16 protein-coding genes are annotated in these 17325 nt (G+C 68.9%); 10 read left to right on the plus strand and 6 right to left on the minus strand.

What is annotated here, in order from left to right:
- Positions 1-97: 97 nt before the first annotated feature.
- From JOF42_RS07700 to JOF42_RS07710, 3 genes are all read left to right on the plus strand, one after another.
- Positions 98-535: an Lrp/AsnC family transcriptional regulator gene (locus tag JOF42_RS07700; protein ID WP_210097324.1), complete on the plus strand. Its 438-nt coding sequence runs from the start codon at positions 98-100 to the stop codon at positions 533-535.
- 134 nt (positions 536-669) lie between these two features.
- Positions 670-2115 (plus strand): aldehyde dehydrogenase family protein, encoded by a 1446-nt coding sequence (locus tag JOF42_RS07705; RefSeq protein ID WP_210097325.1) that lies wholly within the window; start codon positions 670-672, stop codon positions 2113-2115.
- The gene (locus tag JOF42_RS07710) at positions 2112-3575 is read left to right on the plus strand and encodes a GMC family oxidoreductase (RefSeq protein ID WP_210097326.1); all 1464 of its coding nucleotides are present in this window, start codon (positions 2112-2114) and stop codon (positions 3573-3575) included. Before JOF42_RS07705 ends, JOF42_RS07710 begins: the two co-directional genes overlap by 4 nt.
- A 79-nt stretch (positions 3576-3654) precedes the next feature.
- Here the strand turns inward: JOF42_RS07710 and JOF42_RS07715 are convergent, their stop codons facing one another.
- The 3 genes from JOF42_RS07715 to JOF42_RS07725 are packed head-to-tail and all read right to left on the minus strand — an operon-like array spanning position 3655 to position 7634.
- Positions 3655-5304 (minus strand): amidohydrolase, encoded by a 1650-nt coding sequence (locus JOF42_RS07715; protein ID WP_245340752.1) that lies wholly within the window; start codon positions 5302-5304, stop codon positions 3655-3657.
- A 1-nt stretch (position 5305) separates the two neighbouring features.
- A complete protein-coding gene (locus JOF42_RS07720; protein ID WP_210097327.1) occupies positions 5306-6145 on the minus strand; it encodes a molybdenum cofactor biosynthesis F family protein in 840 nt (279 codons plus the stop codon).
- Positions 6146-6176: 31 nt separating this feature from the next.
- Positions 6177-7634, minus strand: a complete 1458-nt coding sequence (locus tag JOF42_RS07725) for an APC family permease (RefSeq protein WP_210097328.1) — start codon at positions 7632-7634, stop codon at positions 6177-6179.
- 241 nt (positions 7635-7875) lie between these two features.
- On the opposite strand from JOF42_RS07725, the gene JOF42_RS07730 reads away from it, so the two are divergent.
- From JOF42_RS07730 to JOF42_RS07745, 4 genes are all read left to right on the plus strand, one after another.
- Positions 7876-8622: an SDR family NAD(P)-dependent oxidoreductase gene (locus tag JOF42_RS07730; RefSeq protein WP_210097329.1), complete on the plus strand. Its 747-nt coding sequence runs from the start codon at positions 7876-7878 to the stop codon at positions 8620-8622.
- 54 nt (positions 8623-8676) lie between these two features.
- Positions 8677-9492, plus strand: a complete 816-nt coding sequence (locus tag JOF42_RS07735; protein ID WP_210097330.1) for an SDR family NAD(P)-dependent oxidoreductase — start codon at positions 8677-8679, stop codon at positions 9490-9492.
- A gap of 376 nt (positions 9493-9868) precedes the next feature.
- A complete protein-coding gene (locus JOF42_RS07740; RefSeq protein ID WP_210097331.1) occupies positions 9869-11398 on the plus strand; it encodes an HNH endonuclease signature motif containing protein in 1530 nt (509 codons plus the stop codon).
- Positions 11399-11405: 7 nt separating this feature from the next.
- A complete protein-coding gene (locus tag JOF42_RS07745; RefSeq protein WP_210097332.1) occupies positions 11406-11588 on the plus strand; it encodes a hypothetical protein in 183 nt (60 codons plus the stop codon).
- Here the strand turns inward: JOF42_RS07745 and JOF42_RS07750 are convergent.
- Positions 11575-12225, minus strand: a complete 651-nt coding sequence (locus JOF42_RS07750; RefSeq protein WP_210097333.1) for an HAD-IA family hydrolase — start codon at positions 12223-12225, stop codon at positions 11575-11577. The genes JOF42_RS07745 and JOF42_RS07750 overlap by 14 nt on opposite strands.
- Positions 12226-12266: 41 nt before the next feature.
- On the minus strand, positions 12267-13223 hold the full coding sequence (locus JOF42_RS07755) for an AraC-like ligand-binding domain-containing protein (protein ID WP_210097334.1): 957 nt from the start codon (positions 13221-13223) through the stop codon (positions 12267-12269).
- Positions 13224-13334: 111 nt separating this feature from the next.
- On the opposite strand from JOF42_RS07755, the gene JOF42_RS07760 reads away from it, so the two are divergent.
- Entirely contained in the window at positions 13335-14441 is a 1107-nt protein-coding gene (locus tag JOF42_RS07760) for a DUF998 domain-containing protein (protein ID WP_210097335.1), read from the plus strand.
- Between the two features lie 10 nt (positions 14442-14451).
- Here JOF42_RS07760 and JOF42_RS07765 read toward each other — a convergent pair whose 3' ends face one another.
- The gene (locus JOF42_RS07765) at positions 14452-15306 is read right to left on the minus strand and encodes a MurR/RpiR family transcriptional regulator (protein WP_210097336.1); all 855 of its coding nucleotides are present in this window, start codon (positions 15304-15306) and stop codon (positions 14452-14454) included.
- Between the two features lie 75 nt (positions 15307-15381).
- Between JOF42_RS07765 and JOF42_RS07770 the strand changes: the two genes are divergently transcribed.
- Together JOF42_RS07770 and murQ are read left to right on the plus strand one after the other, a co-directional pair.
- Positions 15382-16359: an N-acetylglucosamine kinase gene (locus tag JOF42_RS07770; protein ID WP_210097337.1), complete on the plus strand. Its 978-nt coding sequence runs from the start codon at positions 15382-15384 to the stop codon at positions 16357-16359.
- Positions 16349-17284 (plus strand): N-acetylmuramic acid 6-phosphate etherase, encoded by a 936-nt coding sequence (gene murQ / locus JOF42_RS07775; protein WP_210097338.1) that lies wholly within the window; start codon positions 16349-16351, stop codon positions 17282-17284. The genes JOF42_RS07770 and murQ overlap by 11 nt, the downstream gene beginning before the upstream one ends.
- Positions 17285-17325 lie beyond the last annotated feature (41 nt).

Raw genomic sequence — 17325 nt, forward strand, 5'->3', positions numbered from 1 at the left:
TCGTCCAAGAGAGTCGGCCCGATCGTGGACGAATGCACCGTGCTTGCCACCACTCGTGCCAAAATGTCAGAATTCCGTGACCGGACGAAGGGGTTCCATGATCACGTTGGACGAGACGGACCACGCGATTCTCGAGCAGTTGCGGCTCGACGCCCGCGCCTCGATGACGGCCATCGCCGAGGCGGTGCACATCTCGCGAGCAGGCGCCCACGCGCGCATCAAGCGCCTCACCGATGCCGGGATCATCACCGGATACACGGTGCGCACCGACCCGGTGCTGCTCGGTCATCACGCGAGCGCGTACGTCACCCTCGCCATCGAGCAGGCCACCTGGCAGGAGGTCAGTGCCAGGCTCCGGATGATCCCCGAGATCGAGCACATGGCGCTGGTCGGCGGCGACTTCGACGTGATCCTGCTCGTCCGTGCGAGCGATGCGCGCGACCTCCGCCGCATCGTGCTCGAGGACATCCAGGCGATCCCGTCGATCCGCTCGACGAGGACGACGCTCATCTTCGAGGACTTCGCCCTGATCTGAGCGGCGTCGCGGCGCATCCTTCGCGCCAGGACATCTGCGGCGCGCTCCTCGACAAGTGCGCCGTCGCGCGCCATTCGACAATGAGACGAGCGTGCCGGATCCTCGGCGCGCGCCCCGCTCGAAGGAGAGTCCCGATGTCCGAAACCGCCGCATCCGCAGCCGCCGCGCTGCTCGACCGCATCCAGGCTCCGGAGGGCGGTGGGCGGGAGATCCCGGATGCCGCGACGCGTGACGTCATCGGTCGCGCGCCGGTGCACTCGGTGAGCGATCTCGACGCCGCGATCGCTCGGGTGAAGGCCGCCCAGCCCTCCTGGGAGGCGCTCGGTCACGAGAAGCGCAGCGCACTGCTCGTCGCCGCGGCAGACGCGATCGACGCGCACGCAGAGGCCCTCGCGTACCTGCTCTCCCGCGAGCAGGGCAAGCCGCTGAACGGGCCGAACGCGCGCTTCGAGCTCGGTGCGTGCTCGGCGTGGCTGCGCACGAACGCGGCGACCGTGCTCGACCCGCAGGTGCTGGTCGACGACGAGACCCTCCACGCCGAACTCGTGTACAAGGCGGCGGGCGTCGTCGGGGCCATCGGCCCGTGGAACTGGCCGCTGATGATCACGATCTGGCAGATCGGTCCATCACTGCGCATGGGCAACACCGTGGTCGCGAAGCCGAGCGAGTACACGCCGCTCAGCGTGCTCGCGCTGCTGGCGGTGATGAACGACGTGCTCCCCGCGGACGTGCTGATCGGCGTCTCGGGCGACCGCGAGGTCGGTGCCCGCCTGGCGTCTCACCCCGACATCGCGAAGGTGATGTTCACCGGATCCACCGCCACCGGTCGCCGGATCATCGAGAGCTCGGCGGGGAACCTCGCCCGCCTGACCCTCGAACTCGGGGGCAACGACGCCGGCATCGTGCTCCCCGGAACCGATGTCGCGGCGATCGCGGAGGATCTCTTCTGGGGCGCCTTCATCAACACCGGTCAGACGTGTGCGGCGCTGAAGCGCCTCTACGTGCACGACTCGGTCTACGACGAGGTCGTGGACGCGCTCGCCGGGATCGCGGCATCCGTGCCGATCGGCAACGGGCTCGACGAGAACAACGTGCTCGGACCGCTGCAGAACCGCGCGCAGTTCGACATCGTCTCGCGGCTCGTGGAGGAGGCGAAGAGCCGCGGTGCTCGCGTGGTGACGGGTGGTGAGGCGGCCCCCGAGCTCGGCGAGCTCTTCTACCGCCCGACGATCATCGCCGACATCGACAACGACGCCGCCCTCGTGCAGGAGGAGCAGTTCGGCCCTGCGCTGCCGGTGATCCGCTACAGCGACGTCGATGAGGCGTTCGAGCTCGCCAACGCGGTCGAGGTCGGTCTCGGCGCCTCGGTGTGGTCGAGCGATCCGGATGCCGCGCGCGAGGCGGCGACCCGCATGGAGTCGGGGACCGTGTGGATCAACTCCCACGGCGGCCTGCATCCGATGGTGCCCTTCGGCGGGGTGAAGAGCTCGGGCTACGGCCTGGAGTTCGGTGTCGAGGGACTCAAGTCCGTCGCCGTGTCGCAGGTCGTGTCGGGTCCCGGACGGAAGGCTCAGGCATGAGGACCGCGATCGTCGTCGGAGCAGGAACGTCGGGTGCGATCGTCGCGCGACGACTCGCGGATGCCGGCGTCGAGGTGACGCTGATCGAGGCCGGCGGCTACGACTCGAACCCCGCCATCCACGATCCGTCGAGGGCGGGGGAGCTGTGGCACTCCGCCGACGACTGGGACTTCTTCACCGTCCCCCAGGAGCACGCGGCCGGACGACGACTGCATCTGCCTCGCGGCAAGGTCACCGGCGGATCGCATGCGCTGAACGCGATGATCTGGGTGCGGGGAGCCGCATCCGACTACGACTCGTGGGAGCGCGCCGGTGCGACGGGATGGGGGTGGGATGCCGTCGAGCCCGTCTACGACGCGATCGAGAACGATCTGCTGCCGGTGACCGACGACTACGCGCTGTCGCCGATCCAGGCATCGATCATCGACGCGGCGGTCGAAGAGGGGTTGCCGCACAACCCGGACTACAACGGCGGCACGCTCGACGGCGTCTCGCAGCAGCAGGTGACGATCCGAGACGGGAGGCGCGTCAACACGTGGATGACGTATGCGCAGCCGATCGCCGACCGGCTCACCATCGTCACCGGTCGCGAGGTGCACTCGGTGATCGTCGAGAGCGGTCGCGCAGTCGGGGTGCGTCTCGGAGAGGGGGTGGATGCCGAGGAGCTGCGGGCCGAGGAGGTCATCCTCTCCGCCGGTGCGATCGGTTCGCCCGTGATCCTGCTGCGATCCGGCATCGGCCCGGCCGACGAGCTCTCGGCGCTCGGCATCCCGGTCGTCGTCGATTCGCCGTCGGTGGGCAAGAACCTGCACGACCACCTGCTCTCGCCGGTGATCTTCACGACCGAACGTCCGGTGGGTCCGCCGCAGACCGGTGTCTCGGTGACGCAGTCGCATCTGTTCTGGCGCAGCCGTGACGGGCTCGCGGAGCCCGATACGCAGCCCATCCACTTCTCGGTGCCGATGTGGGGCGACCTCGAGCCGCGAGGCGATGACGGGTTCACGCTCATGGCCGGACTCGTCACCCCGTACAGCCGTGGTGCGCTGACCCTCTCCGGCCCCGATCTCGCAGACCCGCCCCTGATCGACCTCGCCGCCCTCGAGGACGAACGGGACGTGGCGGCGCTCGCGGCATCCGTGCGGCAGTGCCGCAGGATCGGCGCGCAGCCCGCTCTCGCGGAGCAATGGGGCGCGATGGAGGTGTATCCCGGGCCCGAGGTGTCGGATGCCGACGTCGAGGACTGGGTGCGCCGCACCGCCATCACCTATCACCACCAGGTCGGCACCTGCCGGATGGGGTCGGATGCCGAGGCAGTGGTCGATTCGACGCTGCGGGTGCGAGGCGTCGAGGGACTGAGCGTGATCGACGCTTCGGTGATCCCGACCGTCCCGACCGGCAACACGAATGCGCCGGCCGCGATGATCGGCGAGCGCGGCGCGAACTTCCTGCTGGGGCGGTGACATCGGGCCGACTCGCCTCGATCGCTGAAGTCCCCTCCCGCAGACGTTCGCAGGAGGGGGCTTCGGCATCCGTCGGCTGTCAGCTCGCCGTGTACACCTCTCGTCCCTCGAACCAGGTCGAGAGCACGGGCGTGTGCACGATCTCGTCGGCGGGGCCGGCGATCGCATCTCGGGCGAGCACGACGAAGTCCGCGGACTTGCCGGGCGTGAGAGAACCGGTCTCGGTGCCGAGGCCCATGGCCGTCGCTGCATTGATGGTGAAGACCTCCAACGCCTCCTCCGCCGTGATCGCCTGCTCCGGCCACAGCACTCCCGGAGCGCGACCCAGCGGGTCGGCACGGGTCACGAGTCCCTGCAGACCCTCGAGCGTGTTCGGCGACTCGCTGACCGGCCAGTCCGATCCGCCGGCGACGAGCGCGCCGGCGTCGAGCAGGGCGCGGTTGGGCTGAGAGTGCTCGGCCCGGTCGCCGAGCACTTCGGCCAGCGCCTGCGGGATGACCCCGGGGAACCAGATGAACGGTGAGATGTCGGCCGACACATCCAGCCCACGCAGACGAGGAATGTCGTCGTCGGCGAGGAACTGGCCGTGCGCGATCTGGATCGGCGTCGTGAAGCCGTCGGCTCGGATGCTCTCGGCGACGTCGAGCACGAGCCGAGCCGAGCCGTCACCGGTGCAGTGCACCTTGGCCCCGAGTCCCCGTTCGGCCACCGAACGCAGCCAGGCGTAGAGCTCTTCGGCGGTCATCGTCGTCTCGCCATGGAAGTGCGCGCCGTGCACGGCATCCGCCACGTAGGGCTCGAGGAACGACGCGGTGCGCGCCGGAGGAACCCCGTCGAGGAAGATCTTCACGAAGTCGGGCCGGTGATGGCGAGTGCGGAACTCCTCGCCGCGTGCGATGAGCGGCTCTCCGATCGGATCGAATCCGAAGATCTCGTCGTTGATCAGGAGCGACGACACGACCCAGGCGTTCAGCTCCTGCGCGCGGTCGAGGGTGGCCAGGGCGTCGAGGATGTCGGTCGACACCCCGGCATCCTGGAACGTCGTGATGCCGAACGAGTTCAGGATCTCGACCCCGCGGCGGGAGGCGGCGACGTGCTGGTCGCTCGTCAGCCCACCGCTGCGGTCGTACGCCTCCTGCACCGGGATGCCGGCCGCTTCCAGCAGCACACCGGTCGGCGTCCCGTCGTCGGGGTCGAGCACCGTGACCCCAGCGGACGGGATGCTGTCGGCGGTGATCCCCGCGAGCTCGAGCGCACGCGTGTTCGCCCAGCGGTTGTGGCGCGAGTCCTCGACGATGACGACAGGGCGTCCGCCCGCCGCCTCGTCGAGTCGCCGTCTGCTCGTCGTGTTCGCCAGAGTGGGAAGCAGCGTGGTCGACACCGAGCCGCCGACGATCCATGCGTCGGGCGGCAGGGTCGAAGCCCTGTCCCGCACGAGGTCGAGGATGCGGTCGAGGGAGAGTGACGGAGGCAGCGAGAGCTCGAAGAGCTCGGTGCGACCGGCCATCGCGTGGTGGTTGTGCACGTCGACGAAGCCGGGATAGACCGCGGCGGCCCCGACGTCCAGCACTCGCGTGCGCGGCCCGCGATGAGCATCCACCTCCTCCCTGGTGCCGACGGCGAGGATCAGGCCGGCGCGCACCGCGAACGACTCCACGACCGGATGCCGACGATCCGCCGTACGGATCACCGACCCCGTGACGATCAGATCGGCCTCGGCCGCCACCATGTCAGAGCGCTCCGAACAGCGCGGGCTCGAGACCCGCCGCGTGGTGGGTGGTGGAGAGCAGGCGGCCGTGGGCGCCGAAGGTGAAGTGCGTCGGAACCTCACCCGACTCATCGAGCCCGAAGAGCACCCCGTGCGAGCGGATCGCGTTCACGTCACGGTGATCGGCGATCGTCACAGACGCGCACGGGATGACCTTCTCGCGCCACGCGAAGATGTAGATGCCGGGGCGCACCTCCCACACACTGTTCTCGTCGGTGTCTGCGAGCCCTCGTTCGGGGCCGGCGAGGCACTGCCACGAGTACCAGCGCTCCGAGAGATAGACGTGCTCGTATGCGTGCTCCTCGCTGTACACCCACTCGACCCGGCGACCGATGAGGGTCGTGGTGGGTGCCGGCTCGGCTCCTGTCACCGCAGCGCCCTCGATCACCGACGGGGCGAAGACGTGCTGCACGCGGGTGCGGCCCTGCTCGGGTGCAGGCAGGATCACCGAGATGACCGCGAGCGCCCGACCGTGACGAAGATCGACGACCAGCGAGACCGCCTCGTTCGGCAGATAGTCGTGATGGAACTGCACGAAGTAGAGGTCGTCGTCGACTTCGAAAGCCTCGTAGTCGTCGGTGTCGGTGGTGGCTTCCGTGGGGTCCTCCGCGCCCGGGTGGTAGTCCCAGGTCACCGTGGTGTCGGCGAACCGGTGCGAGATGCGGGTCCCTCGTGCGTCGACGACAGTGATCGTCTGGCCGCTGAGGGCCGTGGAGTGCGGTGCCTTGTTCGCGTCGAAACCGGGCGCGAGACCTTCGAGGGGCAGCCAGGTGGAGGTGTCTGCGGGGTTCAGGGTCGTCATGTCTCTCCTTGATGGTGGGGTCTGTGGGGCGTCAGCGGTCGCTGAAGCGCTCGAGGTCGGAGGCGAGTCCTTCGTAGACGGCCGGCTTCGATCGCTTCAGGTAGGCGCCGTAGACGATGCCGCCGATCAGCGCGAGCACGAGCAGCAACGGCATGAGTCGGATCGCGAGTTCTTCGGAGCCGGCGACGATGTTGAAGTTCACGACCGCGAGCACCGAGATGGCGGCGATGCCGAGGAATCCGATGCCGGGGGCGATGAACGTGCTCCACCAGCGGGGGTCGCCCTTGCGCCGGAAGTACACGACGATCGAGATCGCCGCGAGTCCCTGCAGGATCAGCACGCTCAGCGTTCCGAACCCCAGCATCGCGGGCACCAGGGTGAGGATCGGGTCGGCTCCGGCGATCGCGAAGATGATCGCGACGAGCGCGGCGAACGAGGCCTGCACGATGCCGGCGAGCTGAGGGGCGCCGTTGGCGCGAGTGCGGGCGAGGGCCTGAGGCAGGATGCGCGAGCGGCCGAGCGAGTAGAGGTAGCGCGTCGCGGAGTTGTGGAACGCGAGCATGGCCGCGAACAGGCTGACCAGCAGCAGGACCATCATGACCGTGGTGAGCGGCCCGCCGAGGTACTGCTGGGACAGCATGAAGATCAGGTCGCCGGTCGGCAGGTGCTCGAGAGCCGTGGCCTGCGCCTGCGCGACGCCGGTCGCGCTGACGACGGCCCAGGTGGTGACGCCCAGGATCACACCGATCGCGATGATCGAGGTGTAGGTGGCGCGGGGGATGGTGCGCAGCGGCTGCTTCGCCTCTTCGCTGAACAGCGCGGTCGCCTCGAAGCCGAGGAACCCGGTGGCGGCGAGCAGCAGACCGATCGGCAACGATCCCGAGAACACGGCCTCGGGGCTGAATGCGCCGAGGTCGTACCCGGTCTGCACGAGGACCGACACGTCGAAGACGACCAGCATCAGCACCTCGAGCACGAGGCAGACGCCGAGGATCTTCGATGAGAAATCCACGCCGACCCTCGCGAGCACGAAGCACACGGCGATCGACAGCAGGCCCCAGACCAGCCAGTTCACGTCGAGGCCGGTGAGGTCGCGGATGATGTTCTGCATGAAGAAGCCGCTGGTGCCGATGGTGCCGACGACGAAGAAGTTGTAGCCGAGGGTCGCGATCAGCCCGGCGACCAGTCCACCCGTGCGGCCGAGACCCTTCACGACGAAGGCGTAGAAGCCGCCGGCATTGACGAGCTGCTTCGACATCTGCGCGTAGCCCACCGCGAACAGCAGCAGGATCACGGCCACGAGGAAGAACGACATCGGTGTGCCGCCGCCGTTGCCGAGCGCGATCGCGAGGGAGGCGACCACCACGATGCCGGTCAGAGGCGCGACGGCCGCGAGGACGAGGAAGACGATCCCGGCGACGCCCAGTGCGCCGGGTCGGAGAGAAGTATGGTCCTGCTGCGTCGTGGACGCAGATGTCGGGTCTGCCACGTCGGCTCCTTTGCTCGGTGACGGCCGTGCGTGACGGCCTCGACGACGAGAGACGTCGCCGATAGAGCGATTCTGCTCGGGTGGTGCCCGTGGCGGTTGACGCTGAGCGAAGGACGATGGTTCCAGCGCGCACAGCACCCTGCGTCGCATTCACGGAGCGGAGGAGCGGGAGCAGGATGACGGTGAAGACACCGCCGTCCTCACCGCGTGATCGGCGCAGCGGCGGAGTCTCGGGGAGACCATGGATCTGCAGCTGAACGGCACCACCGCCCTGATCACGGGTGCGGCGAGCGGCATCGGCCGTGCGACCGCCCTCGCGCTCGCCGCGGAGGGCGTGCGCGTCGCTCTGATCGATCGCGACGGCGCGGCACTCGCCGAGACGGCCCGCGGCTGCCGGGATGCCGTCGCTCTCGTCGCCGACGTCACAGACGAGGCTCAGGTCGCCGACGCGGTCCAGAGGGCGGTGGATGCGCTGGGCGTGCTCGACGCGGTCGTCTGCTGCGCGGGCATCTCGGGGCCGGTGGGCGCGCCGATCGATGAGATCTCACTGACCGAGTGGAACGCCGTGTTCGCAGTCAACGTGACGGGGCCGTTCCTCGTCGTGTCGGCTTCGCTTCCTGCGATGCGCGCTGCGGGTGGGGCATCCGTCGTCCTGATCGCCAGCGACTCGGCGTTCGTCGCCTCTGAGGGCATGGTGCCGTACTGCGCGTCGAAGGCCGCGCTCGTGCAGTTCGGTCGCGCGTTGTCGGTCGACTTGGCCGCCTCGGGCATCCGCGTGAACACTGTCGCGCCGTCGATCGTCGACACGCCGATGAGTCGAGGTGACCTCGGAGCCGAGGCGTTCGCGGCGCCGCGGTTCCCCGTGCAGAGCGCCGATGAGGTGGCCTCGCATGTGGTCTACCTGGTGTCCCGGCGCAGCCGCGCCATCAACGGCACCACCGTCGTCAGCGACTTCGGATACTCGGCTCGTTCAGGCTTTCCGGCCTGAACCCGTCACGGCCCGACCATGAGCGCACGAGCGGCAGACAGATCAGGAGCAGAAATGGGACATACAGTCGGATCGACCGTCGCCGGGCGGGTCATCGTCATCACGGGAGGCGGGACGGGCATCGGAGCAGCGATCGCCGAGCGGTATGCCGCCGAGGGTGCGCATGTCGTGGTGGTCGGCCGCCGCATCGGACCTCTGCGAGCGGTCGAGGCCGCGGTGGGGGCGCATCCGATCGTCGCCGATGCGGCAGACACGGCTTCGGCGAAGGCCGCTGTCGCCGAGGTGCTCGCCACCTTCGGGAGACTCGACGTCCTCGTGGCGAACGCCGGCGGTCACGGGTTCTCGCCGGTGGCCGACACCGACGATGACGGGTGGGATGCCGCGATCCGCGCCAACCTCACCACGGCGTTCGTCATGGCGCGGGAGGCGCTTCCGGCGCTGATCGAGGCCAAGGGGCAGATCGTGATCGTCTCGTCACTGGCAGGGCTCTTCGCGGGGCCCTCTGTGGCGGGCTATACGGTGGGCAAGCATGCGCTCATCGGGCTGACACGAACCCTGGCTCGTGACTACGGACGTCAGGGGGTGCGGGTGAACGCGGTGTGCCCCGGGTGGGTGCAGACGCCGATGGCCGATGACGAGATGGACGAGTTCGCCACCCATGCCGAGCTCGGGTCGCGCGAAGAGGCCTATGCCACGGTGACGGCCGACGTTCCGTTGCGGCGTCCGGCTCAGCCCGCGGAGATCGCATCGGTCGTGCGATTCCTCGGCTCGGGGGAGTCGTCGTACGTGACCGGGGCGGTGATCGTGGCCGACGGCGGATCCCATGTCGTGGATGTGCCGACCATCGCCTTCGACCACGCAGGGATGTAGGGGCGTTCGGTCGCGGGCGGCTCTCAGCCGTGGTGAGGCCCAGCGGTCGCTGTTATCCGGTGGTCGTTGTCGACCCTGCTGCGGTCCTCGTGCCGTTCCTGCCGCAGCCCCTCCTGCAGTCCCTTCCGGTGTTCCTTCTGCGGTTCCTTCCGCTGTTTCTCCTGTGGTTCTTTCCGGTGTTCCTTCTGCGGTTCCTTCCGCCGCCCTCCGCGGTCTCTTCCGCCGTCCCTTCCGCCGTCCCTTTCGCCGCCCCTTCCGCGGTCTCGTCCGCCATCCACGTGCAGCATTCTGGGAGATTGGAATACGCATCTGAACTGGGGTAATTCGGGTTCGTTTCGGGTCTTCAGTGTCGGTGGTCCCGTGTTGACTTACGGGTATGAACAGCACCGCGGAGCTTCTGGATCGGGTCATCGCCGACCTCGATGCGGTGCTGTCCGATGACGCGCTCGCGGGGCTGTCGGATGCGGACCGGGTGACGGTGTTACAGGGTGCGGGGGCTGCGTTCCGTCGGGTCGAGGCGGTGATCGTGGAGACGATCGCGACGGGTGATGCGGTGGACTTCCCGCATGCGGCGGGGTGCCGGGGTCTGAACGAGTTGCTGCAGCGGACGGTGCGGGTGGATGTGCGGGGCGCGTCCAGGGTCGACACGGTCGTCGATCTGGTGCGACGCCCGGTGAGCCTGTCGGGGGAGCGGATGCCCGCCCGCTGGTCCGAGTTGCGACTCGCCCTGCTGGACGGGGTGGTCGGGGTGGCGGGGTTCCTCGCCGCGACCGGTCCGATCGAGAAGGTGTGGGATCGCCTCACCGTCGATCAACGCCTCGCGGCGGATGTCGCGCTGGCCGGGTGCGCGCGCGGGCACGGCGTCGTGGTCGCCGATGACTCGGATGCGGACGATCTCGAGGCTGATTCGCCGGGGCCTGCGCCGACGGTGCAGGACTTGAAGGCTCTCGCGGAGGATCTCGCGTCGATGTTCGACCCGGACGGGGAAGAATCCAAGGATGAGGTCTCCCGGCGCCGGCGGGGCGTCACGATCGGCCGGCTGAAGGACGGAGTGCACGCGATCCGCGGGTATCTGACCCCGGACGTCGCGGCGCAACTGCAGTTGATCCTGGACGCGATCCTCAACCCCAAGGGCGACGGCCCACCGATGCCCGGCGTGCACTTCTCACCGAGCGACGGTGCGGATGCTGACGTCGACGTCGACGTCGACGTCGACGTCGACGGTGACGCGGATGGTGGCGCAGACGGTGGCGGTGGTGAGGCGGATCCGTTCAACTCTGATCCGCGGTGTGTGCTCGATGACCGCACCGCAGCGCAGAAACGCCACGATGCCCTCGCGATGATCTTTCAGATCGCGGCCCGACACAAGAACATGCCCACTCTCGGTGGGGCGTCACCGGTACTCGTGGTGAACGTCGATGCGAAAGACCTCGGCGCGAACGGTCATGGCGGCTGGGCGACGATCCCCGGATCCGGGGCCCACGTCCCCATCTCCGTCGCGGCGCAGGTCGCATGCAGTGGGTCGATCCAGCGGGTGCTGATGGATGAGGGCCGGATCATCGGCATCTCGACCACCGACCGCGTGTTCACTGTGCATCAACGGCGGGCGATCATCGCCCGCGACAAGGAGTGTCTGATCCCCGGGTGCCACGTTCCGGCATCGTGGTGTGAGATTCACCACGTCACCGAGCATGCGAGGGGAGGGCCGACGCATACGGATAACGGTGTGCCGTTGTGCTGGTGGCATCACCGAAGTCTCGGTTCCTCGGGGTGGGAGATCCGGATGAACGCGGGTATCCCGCAGGTGCGGGGGCCGCGGTGGTGGGACCCCGAGCAGCAGTGGCGCACCCCACGGCTCAGCGCTGCCCGGCTGAAACTCCCCGCGCAGCTCACCCGCGCTGGATGACCTGGGCGTGCCCGATCGAAGCGACCCCGTCACGCGATCGTCGACGCGACGGCTGCGGCATCGTCGACGCGACGGCTGCGGCATCATCGACGCGACGGCTGCGGCATCATCGACGCGACGGCTGCCGCACCGTCGACGCGACGGCTGCCGCATCACCGCATCACGGCATCACGGCATCATCGAACCGTGAGCTCGAAGCCGCCGTCGATCGGCACGACGGCGACCTGGGTGAGGTCGTCGACATGGAAGGTCGGCTCATGGGAGATCGCGTGTGATCCGACACCGATCACGCGAATCCCCGCGGCGTGAGCGGCCTGGATGCCTGCGCCCGAGTCCTCGAACACGACGCAGTCGGCCGGATCGATGCCGAGCAGCTTCGCGCCCAGCAGGAAGCCCTCAGGATCCGGCTTCGATGCTGACACGTTCTCCGCTGTCACAGTCAGCGAGGGAACGGCGAGACCCGCCTGCCCCATGCGCGCATTCATCAGCGTGAGATCGGCCGAGGTCACGATCGCGTGCGGGTAGGGGAGCAGCGCAGAAAGAAGCACATCCGCGCCCTCGATCGCGACGACTCCGTCGACGTCCTTGCTCTCGTTCGCCAGCATCACGGCGTTCTCGCGGATGTTGATCTCGTGATCGCGCTCGGGAAGCATGATCGCCATGCTCTGATGGCCCTGACGGCCGTGGACGACGCGCAGCACCGTCGCGGGGTCGATCTCGTGGGGTGCAGCCCACGCCAGCCACAGACGCTCCACGACGGAGGTCGAATCGACGAGAGTGCCGTCCATGTCGAGCAGGACGGCGCGGGCGCTGATGGTCTGGGTCACCCCTTCAGGCTACTGCCGCAGCCTCCGAAGTCCGTCGGTCGTCAGTGAGCGGCGCGGTACTCGCTGGGGGAGATGCCGAAGGCCGTCTTGAACGCGCGGCTGAAGTACGCGGCATCCACGAACCCCCAGCGTGCGGCGATGGCCGCGACGGGGCGGTCGGCGAGCATCGGGTCGAGCAGATCGCGTCGGCACTGCTCGAGGCGCCGCATGCGGATCCACGTCGAGACCGTCACACCCTGCTCCTGGAACAGCCCGTGCAGGTGTCTCGTCGAGATGAAGTGCGCCGACGCGATCGAGGCGGGTCCGAGGTCGGTGGAGGCGAGGTTGCGGTCGATGTACGAGCGGATGCGCTGCACGAGCGCGCGATGCGGGTCGGCCGACACCTCGTCGAGCCCGAGTTCTCGCGTGAAGACGGTCGTGACGAGGTCGAGGGCGCTGTGCGCGAGGCGCGCCCCGGTGGTTCCGGCGAGCTGATCGAGGTTGCCCGCGAGCTGTGTGAGGTAGGGCACGACCATTCCGCCGAGCCCGCCCTGGCCCGAGATCCGCACCGCGGTCAGCTGCCCGACCACATCGGCGGGGAGGCTGATGAGGTGCTTGGGGAACATCACGACCATGGTGCGGAAGTCGTCGTCGAACACGAGGGAGTAGGGGCGATCGGTGTCGTACACGGCCAGGTCGCCGGCCTGCAGCACGGCTTCGCGGTCGTCCTGGATCAGCATCCCGGTTCCGGCGAGCATCAGGCTGAGCTTGAAGTAGGACCTGTCGCTGCGGGCGATGAGTTCGGGAGTGCGCTCGACGACATGCGAGGTCGCGCGCACCTCGTTCACGTGCACCTCGTCGACGGATGCTCCGCGGATCACCCCTCGGAAGTGGTCGGGACCGTTGGTCGAGACCTGAAGGGGGACGAACGACTCCGACACCGCGGCCCGGAACTCGCTGATGTTGCGCGCGATGAGCGTGGATACCGACTCGGCGGGGGCTGCGGGCACACCGTTCATGACTGATCACCTCGGGTGGTGGAACGACGACGTTGTATACGATCCGTTCCGTGATGCTATCACCGGCGTGGCCGCGCAGCGAGGCTTCTATGATGTGCTCGGAGGCTGACGATGCGATATCTCGGTGAGAAGGTCATGCAGATCCTGCGTCAGCTGCGCGGGCCCGACACATCGGATGCCGTGTTCGAGGCGACAGCGCTGATCGTCGGCGCGGTCTTCTTCGTGCTCGGCTTCGTGATCGGGTGGCCGGTCTTCTGGGGTCGGGAGATGGCGATCAGCGGGGCGGGATCCATCGGGGTCTTCGCCGCAGTCGGTGGGGCCGTCACGGCTCTGCTGGCATTCGCACTCGGGCGGCTCGTCGTCCGCCCGGCGGTCGTGGCGCCCGACGGCACGCGAGACGGATTCAGCGTGCCCGGTGATCGGCTGCGCTGGTACGACCTCGCCGCGATCGCGTTCGCGCATGCGGCGATCGCGTACCTGGGCTGGCTCGGCATCGCCGAGCTTCTCGAGCGCAGCTTCACGGATGCGCCGGTGTTCGCCTTCCCCGGGGCGGTCCTGGTCGCGGTGGCATTCGCACTCACCGCTTACGTGACGTTCCTCAGCGCCGTCGCGCTCACGCCGACCGTCCTGTCGCTGGTGCTCGCGGTGTTCCTCGTGGTCGGCGCGTTCGCCGCGATGCTCGCGTCCAGCGACGTGCACTGGTGGCGCGACAACCTCTCGGCTCTGGGAATGAGCACGAACAGCGCATCCGTCGCCTTCAACGTCACGCTGGTGATCGCCGGCGTCATGGTCACCACGATCTCGCGCTACGCGACGGCGGGGCTGCCGATCGACGACCCCATCGATCGGCGAGGCCGGTTCATCGTGCGGGGCGGCCTGATCCTGATGGGCATCTTCCTCGCCTGCGTCGGGATCTTCCCCGTCGACGAGTTCTTCCTCGTGCACAACACGGTGGCCACCGGGATGGTGGTGGTGTTCGCCGTCGTCGTCGTGGGGCTGCCGTGGTTCCTCCGAGCGATCCCGCGGGTCTTCGTCGCGTTCGGGTGGGCCTACGTGCTGGTGATCGTCCTGCTCGCCGCGTTCTTCGCCGTGGGCTATTACAACCTCACCGCGGTCGAGCTGATCGCCGCCGTGCTGATCTTCAGCTGGATCATCGTGTTCCTGCGCACCGCGGGTTCGGTCGGCACCGAGCATCGCGGCGATCCCGTGCCCGCCTGAGACCCGAGCGTCAGCGCAGCGTCTGCGTGGCGTCGGCCGTGCGCTGCAACGCGTGCACGGAGTGGGCGTGGCGTTTCTGGGCCACGCCGACGAACAGGCAGTCGACCAGGGCGAGCTGGGCGATCCTGCTGACCATGGCGCCCGCCCGGAAGCGCGGTTCACGGGCGTGGCTCAGCAGCACGTGATCGACCTCGGCCGCGATCGGGGAATCGGATGCTCCGGTGATGCCGATCGTGGTGCTCGCCGCGGATCGTGCCGTCTGCACGAAGTGCAGCGTCTCGCGCGTCGTGCCCGAGTGGGAGAAGGCGATCACGACGGTCTTCCTGGCTCCGAGCGCGGCCGCTGCGCTCGCCTCGTGCGCGTCGGTGAGGACGATCGCGGTATGCCCGATGCGCAGCAGCTTGTGGCCGAGGTCCGCCGCGACCAGACCGCTCGCACCGATGCCGAAGAGCAGGATGCGATCGGCCTCGTCTACCGCGTCGACAGCCGCTGCGAGCACGTCGTAGTCGAGGCCGGCGATCGTCTCCTCGATCGACAGGAGCTCGAGCGCGGCGACCTTGGCGGTGGCCTCGCGGAGCGAGTCCGCCGAGGAGATCTCCGAGCCGAACCCCGACGAGGCGGGGAACTGCGCGGACTCCCGGCCCAGTTCGGTGGCCAGGGCCATCCGGAGCGCTGCATAGCCGTTCACGCCGATCGCTCGACAGAAACGTACGACGGAGGCGACCGAGGTGGCGCACGCGGACGCGATCTCGGTGATCGTGCTGTCGACGACGATGCGCGGGTCATCGGAGATCGTGCGGGCGATGCGGGCGAGCGACGGTGGCAGCGTCTCGGCCGCCGTGGCGATCGTCGTCTGGATGCTCATTGCTCTCCTGCGTCGAGGCTGGTCCCGGTCTGAACAATTCTTTCATGACTGTCTCGAGATGCGTAGACTATTTCCATGCCTTCTCCGCGCGCCGTCATCGCCGTCGATCTCGGCAAGTCGCGGTGCCGCGCAGTGCTCTTCGAACCGAGCGCTCATGGTGCGGACCAGAAGGGGGCGGGTCTTCGCCGCCCCCTGTATGACGGTGTCGGAGCGCCCGGTCTCGCGTCCTCCGACGGCGTGGATGCCGCGCTCGAGGCGATCCTTCCGTTGGGTGCTCATCTCGAGCAGTCGGTCGCCGCCGTGTCGATCGGCGCGGCCGGTGCGTGGGCGGCGCCGACTGCGGCAGCCGCGCTCGCCCGGCGACTCCGCGCCGAGCTCCATGCGCAGGTGGTCGTGACGTCCGACGTGGTGTCAGCCCATGCGGGCGCGCTCGGCGGGGCGCCCGGTGTGCTCCTCATCGCCGGTACGGGAGCCGCGGCGCTCGGCCTCGGCGCGGAAGACGGCGCCGACAGCGATGACGGTGGGGTCGACCGCCGCGATGGCGCCAGGCTCGTCGACGGCTGGGGGCCGGAACTCGGTGACCTCGGCAGCGGCTCCTGGCTCGGGCGGGAGGCGCTGCGCGCGGTGCTGCGAGCCTCCGTCGATCTGGGGCCGTCGACGGTGCTGACCGATGCCCTGAAGACTCCGATAGGCGACCCGACGGCGATCCCTGCGTGGCTGGCGAGCACCGCTCCGCTCGCGCGACGCCTCGCGACACTCGCGCCCCTCGTACTCGACGCCGCGGAATCGGGTGATCGCATCGCCGGTGAGATCGTCACCGAGGGCATTCGTCTGCTCGTCGCCTCGGCCGCCGCGGCGGCCCCCGCGTCTCGACATGTCGCGCTGCACGGAGGACTGACCGACCACCTCTGGTTCCGCGCGGGTCTCGAGGCCGCTCTGCGCTCGGCGGGACGCGACGTCGTGCCGCCCGCGGGTGACGCTCTCGACGGCGCACTCCTGCTCGCCGAGCGCACTGATCTTCCCCATGAAAGGTTCGTGCACCGTGCCGAATGAAGAGAACAGACTGACCGACCTCCTCGATGTGCTCTCGGCGCTCGGCACCGAGGCGTCGTCGACCGAGCGAGGCGACCTCGATCTGCTCGGCACTGCCGAGCTCGTCGCCCTGATGAACGCCGAAGACCGCCGCGTGCCCGAAGCGGTCGCCGAGCGCAGTGCCGAGATCGCCGCCGCGGTCGACGGCATCACCGCGCGTTTCCGCAGGGGCGGTCGCCTGATCTACATCGGTGCGGGCACGGCCGGACGCGTCGGCGTGCTCGATGCGAGCGAGTGCCCTCCGACCTTCGGCACGGATCCGTCGATGGTCGTCGGTCTGATCGCCGGAGGAGAGACGGCGATCCGCTCCGCTGTCGAGAACGCCGAGGATGACGGCGAGGCGGCCGGCCTGTCGCTGCGAGAGCTCGCGCTGACCGCGCACGACACGGTGGTGGGGATCTCCGCCTCCGGCCGCACGCCGTATGTCGTGGGCGGCCTGGAGTTCGCCCGCGGGGTCGGCGCGCTCACCGTCGCGATCGCCTCGAACGCAGCATCCGAGATCGGCGCGGTGGCCGACATCGCGATCGAGGTCGTCACCGGGCCGGAGTTCATCTCGGGCTCGACGCGCCTGAAGTCGGGAACAGCGCAGAAGCTCGTCGCGAACATGCTGACCACACTGTCGATGATCAAGCTCGGCAAGACGCATCACGGCGTGATGGTCGACCTGCTCGCGACGAACGAGAAGCTCCATGCGCGGTCGATCCGCACGGTCACCGAACTCACCGGCGCGACGGTCGACGACGCAGCCGCCGCCCTGGCCTCGGCGGACGGCTCGGTCAAGCTCGCGATCCTGATGCTCTCGACCGGCGCATCGGCGCACCGCTCAGCGCAGGCGCTGCAGGATGCCGACGGCATCCTGCGTGTCGCGATCGCCGGCCTCTCGTGAGGGGCACCTTCGACGCGTGTTTCCGCCGCGGTGCGCCCGAC

Source organism: Microbacterium phyllosphaerae (assembly GCF_017876435.1).
Classification (GTDB): domain Bacteria; phylum Actinomycetota; class Actinomycetes; order Actinomycetales; family Microbacteriaceae; genus Microbacterium; species Microbacterium phyllosphaerae.

What these genes read in the sequence shown, in the direction of transcription:
- JOF42_RS07760 (WP_210097335.1), top strand. Translation starts at nt 13,335, where the DNA reads ATGCGATATCTCGGTGAGAAGGTCATGCAGATCCTGCGTCAGCTGCGC.
- JOF42_RS07730 (WP_210097329.1), top strand. Translation starts at nt 7,876, where the DNA reads ATGGATCTGCAGCTGAACGGCACCACCGCCCTGATCACGGGTGCGGCG.
- JOF42_RS07710 (WP_210097326.1), top strand. Translation starts at nt 2,112, where the DNA reads ATGAGGACCGCGATCGTCGTCGGAGCAGGAACGTCGGGTGCGATCGTC.
- JOF42_RS07755 (WP_210097334.1), bottom strand. Translation starts at nt 13,223, where the DNA reads ATGAACGGTGTGCCCGCAGCCCCCGCCGAGTCGGTATCCACGCTCATC.
- JOF42_RS07735 (WP_210097330.1), top strand. Translation starts at nt 8,677, where the DNA reads ATGGGACATACAGTCGGATCGACCGTCGCCGGGCGGGTCATCGTCATC.
- JOF42_RS07705 (WP_210097325.1), top strand. Translation starts at nt 670, where the DNA reads ATGTCCGAAACCGCCGCATCCGCAGCCGCCGCGCTGCTCGACCGCATC.
- JOF42_RS07740 (WP_210097331.1), top strand. Translation starts at nt 9,869, where the DNA reads ATGAACAGCACCGCGGAGCTTCTGGATCGGGTCATCGCCGACCTCGAT.
- JOF42_RS07715 (WP_245340752.1), bottom strand. Translation starts at nt 5,304, where the DNA reads ATGGTGGCGGCCGAGGCCGATCTGATCGTCACGGGGTCGGTGATCCGT.
- JOF42_RS07765 (WP_210097336.1), bottom strand. Translation starts at nt 15,306, where the DNA reads ATGAGCATCCAGACGACGATCGCCACGGCGGCCGAGACGCTGCCACCG.
- JOF42_RS07700 (WP_210097324.1), top strand. Translation starts at nt 98, where the DNA reads ATGATCACGTTGGACGAGACGGACCACGCGATTCTCGAGCAGTTGCGG.
- JOF42_RS07770 (WP_210097337.1), top strand. Translation starts at nt 15,382, where the DNA reads ATGCCTTCTCCGCGCGCCGTCATCGCCGTCGATCTCGGCAAGTCGCGG.
- JOF42_RS07720 (WP_210097327.1), bottom strand. Translation starts at nt 6,145, where the DNA reads ATGACGACCCTGAACCCCGCAGACACCTCCACCTGGCTGCCCCTCGAA.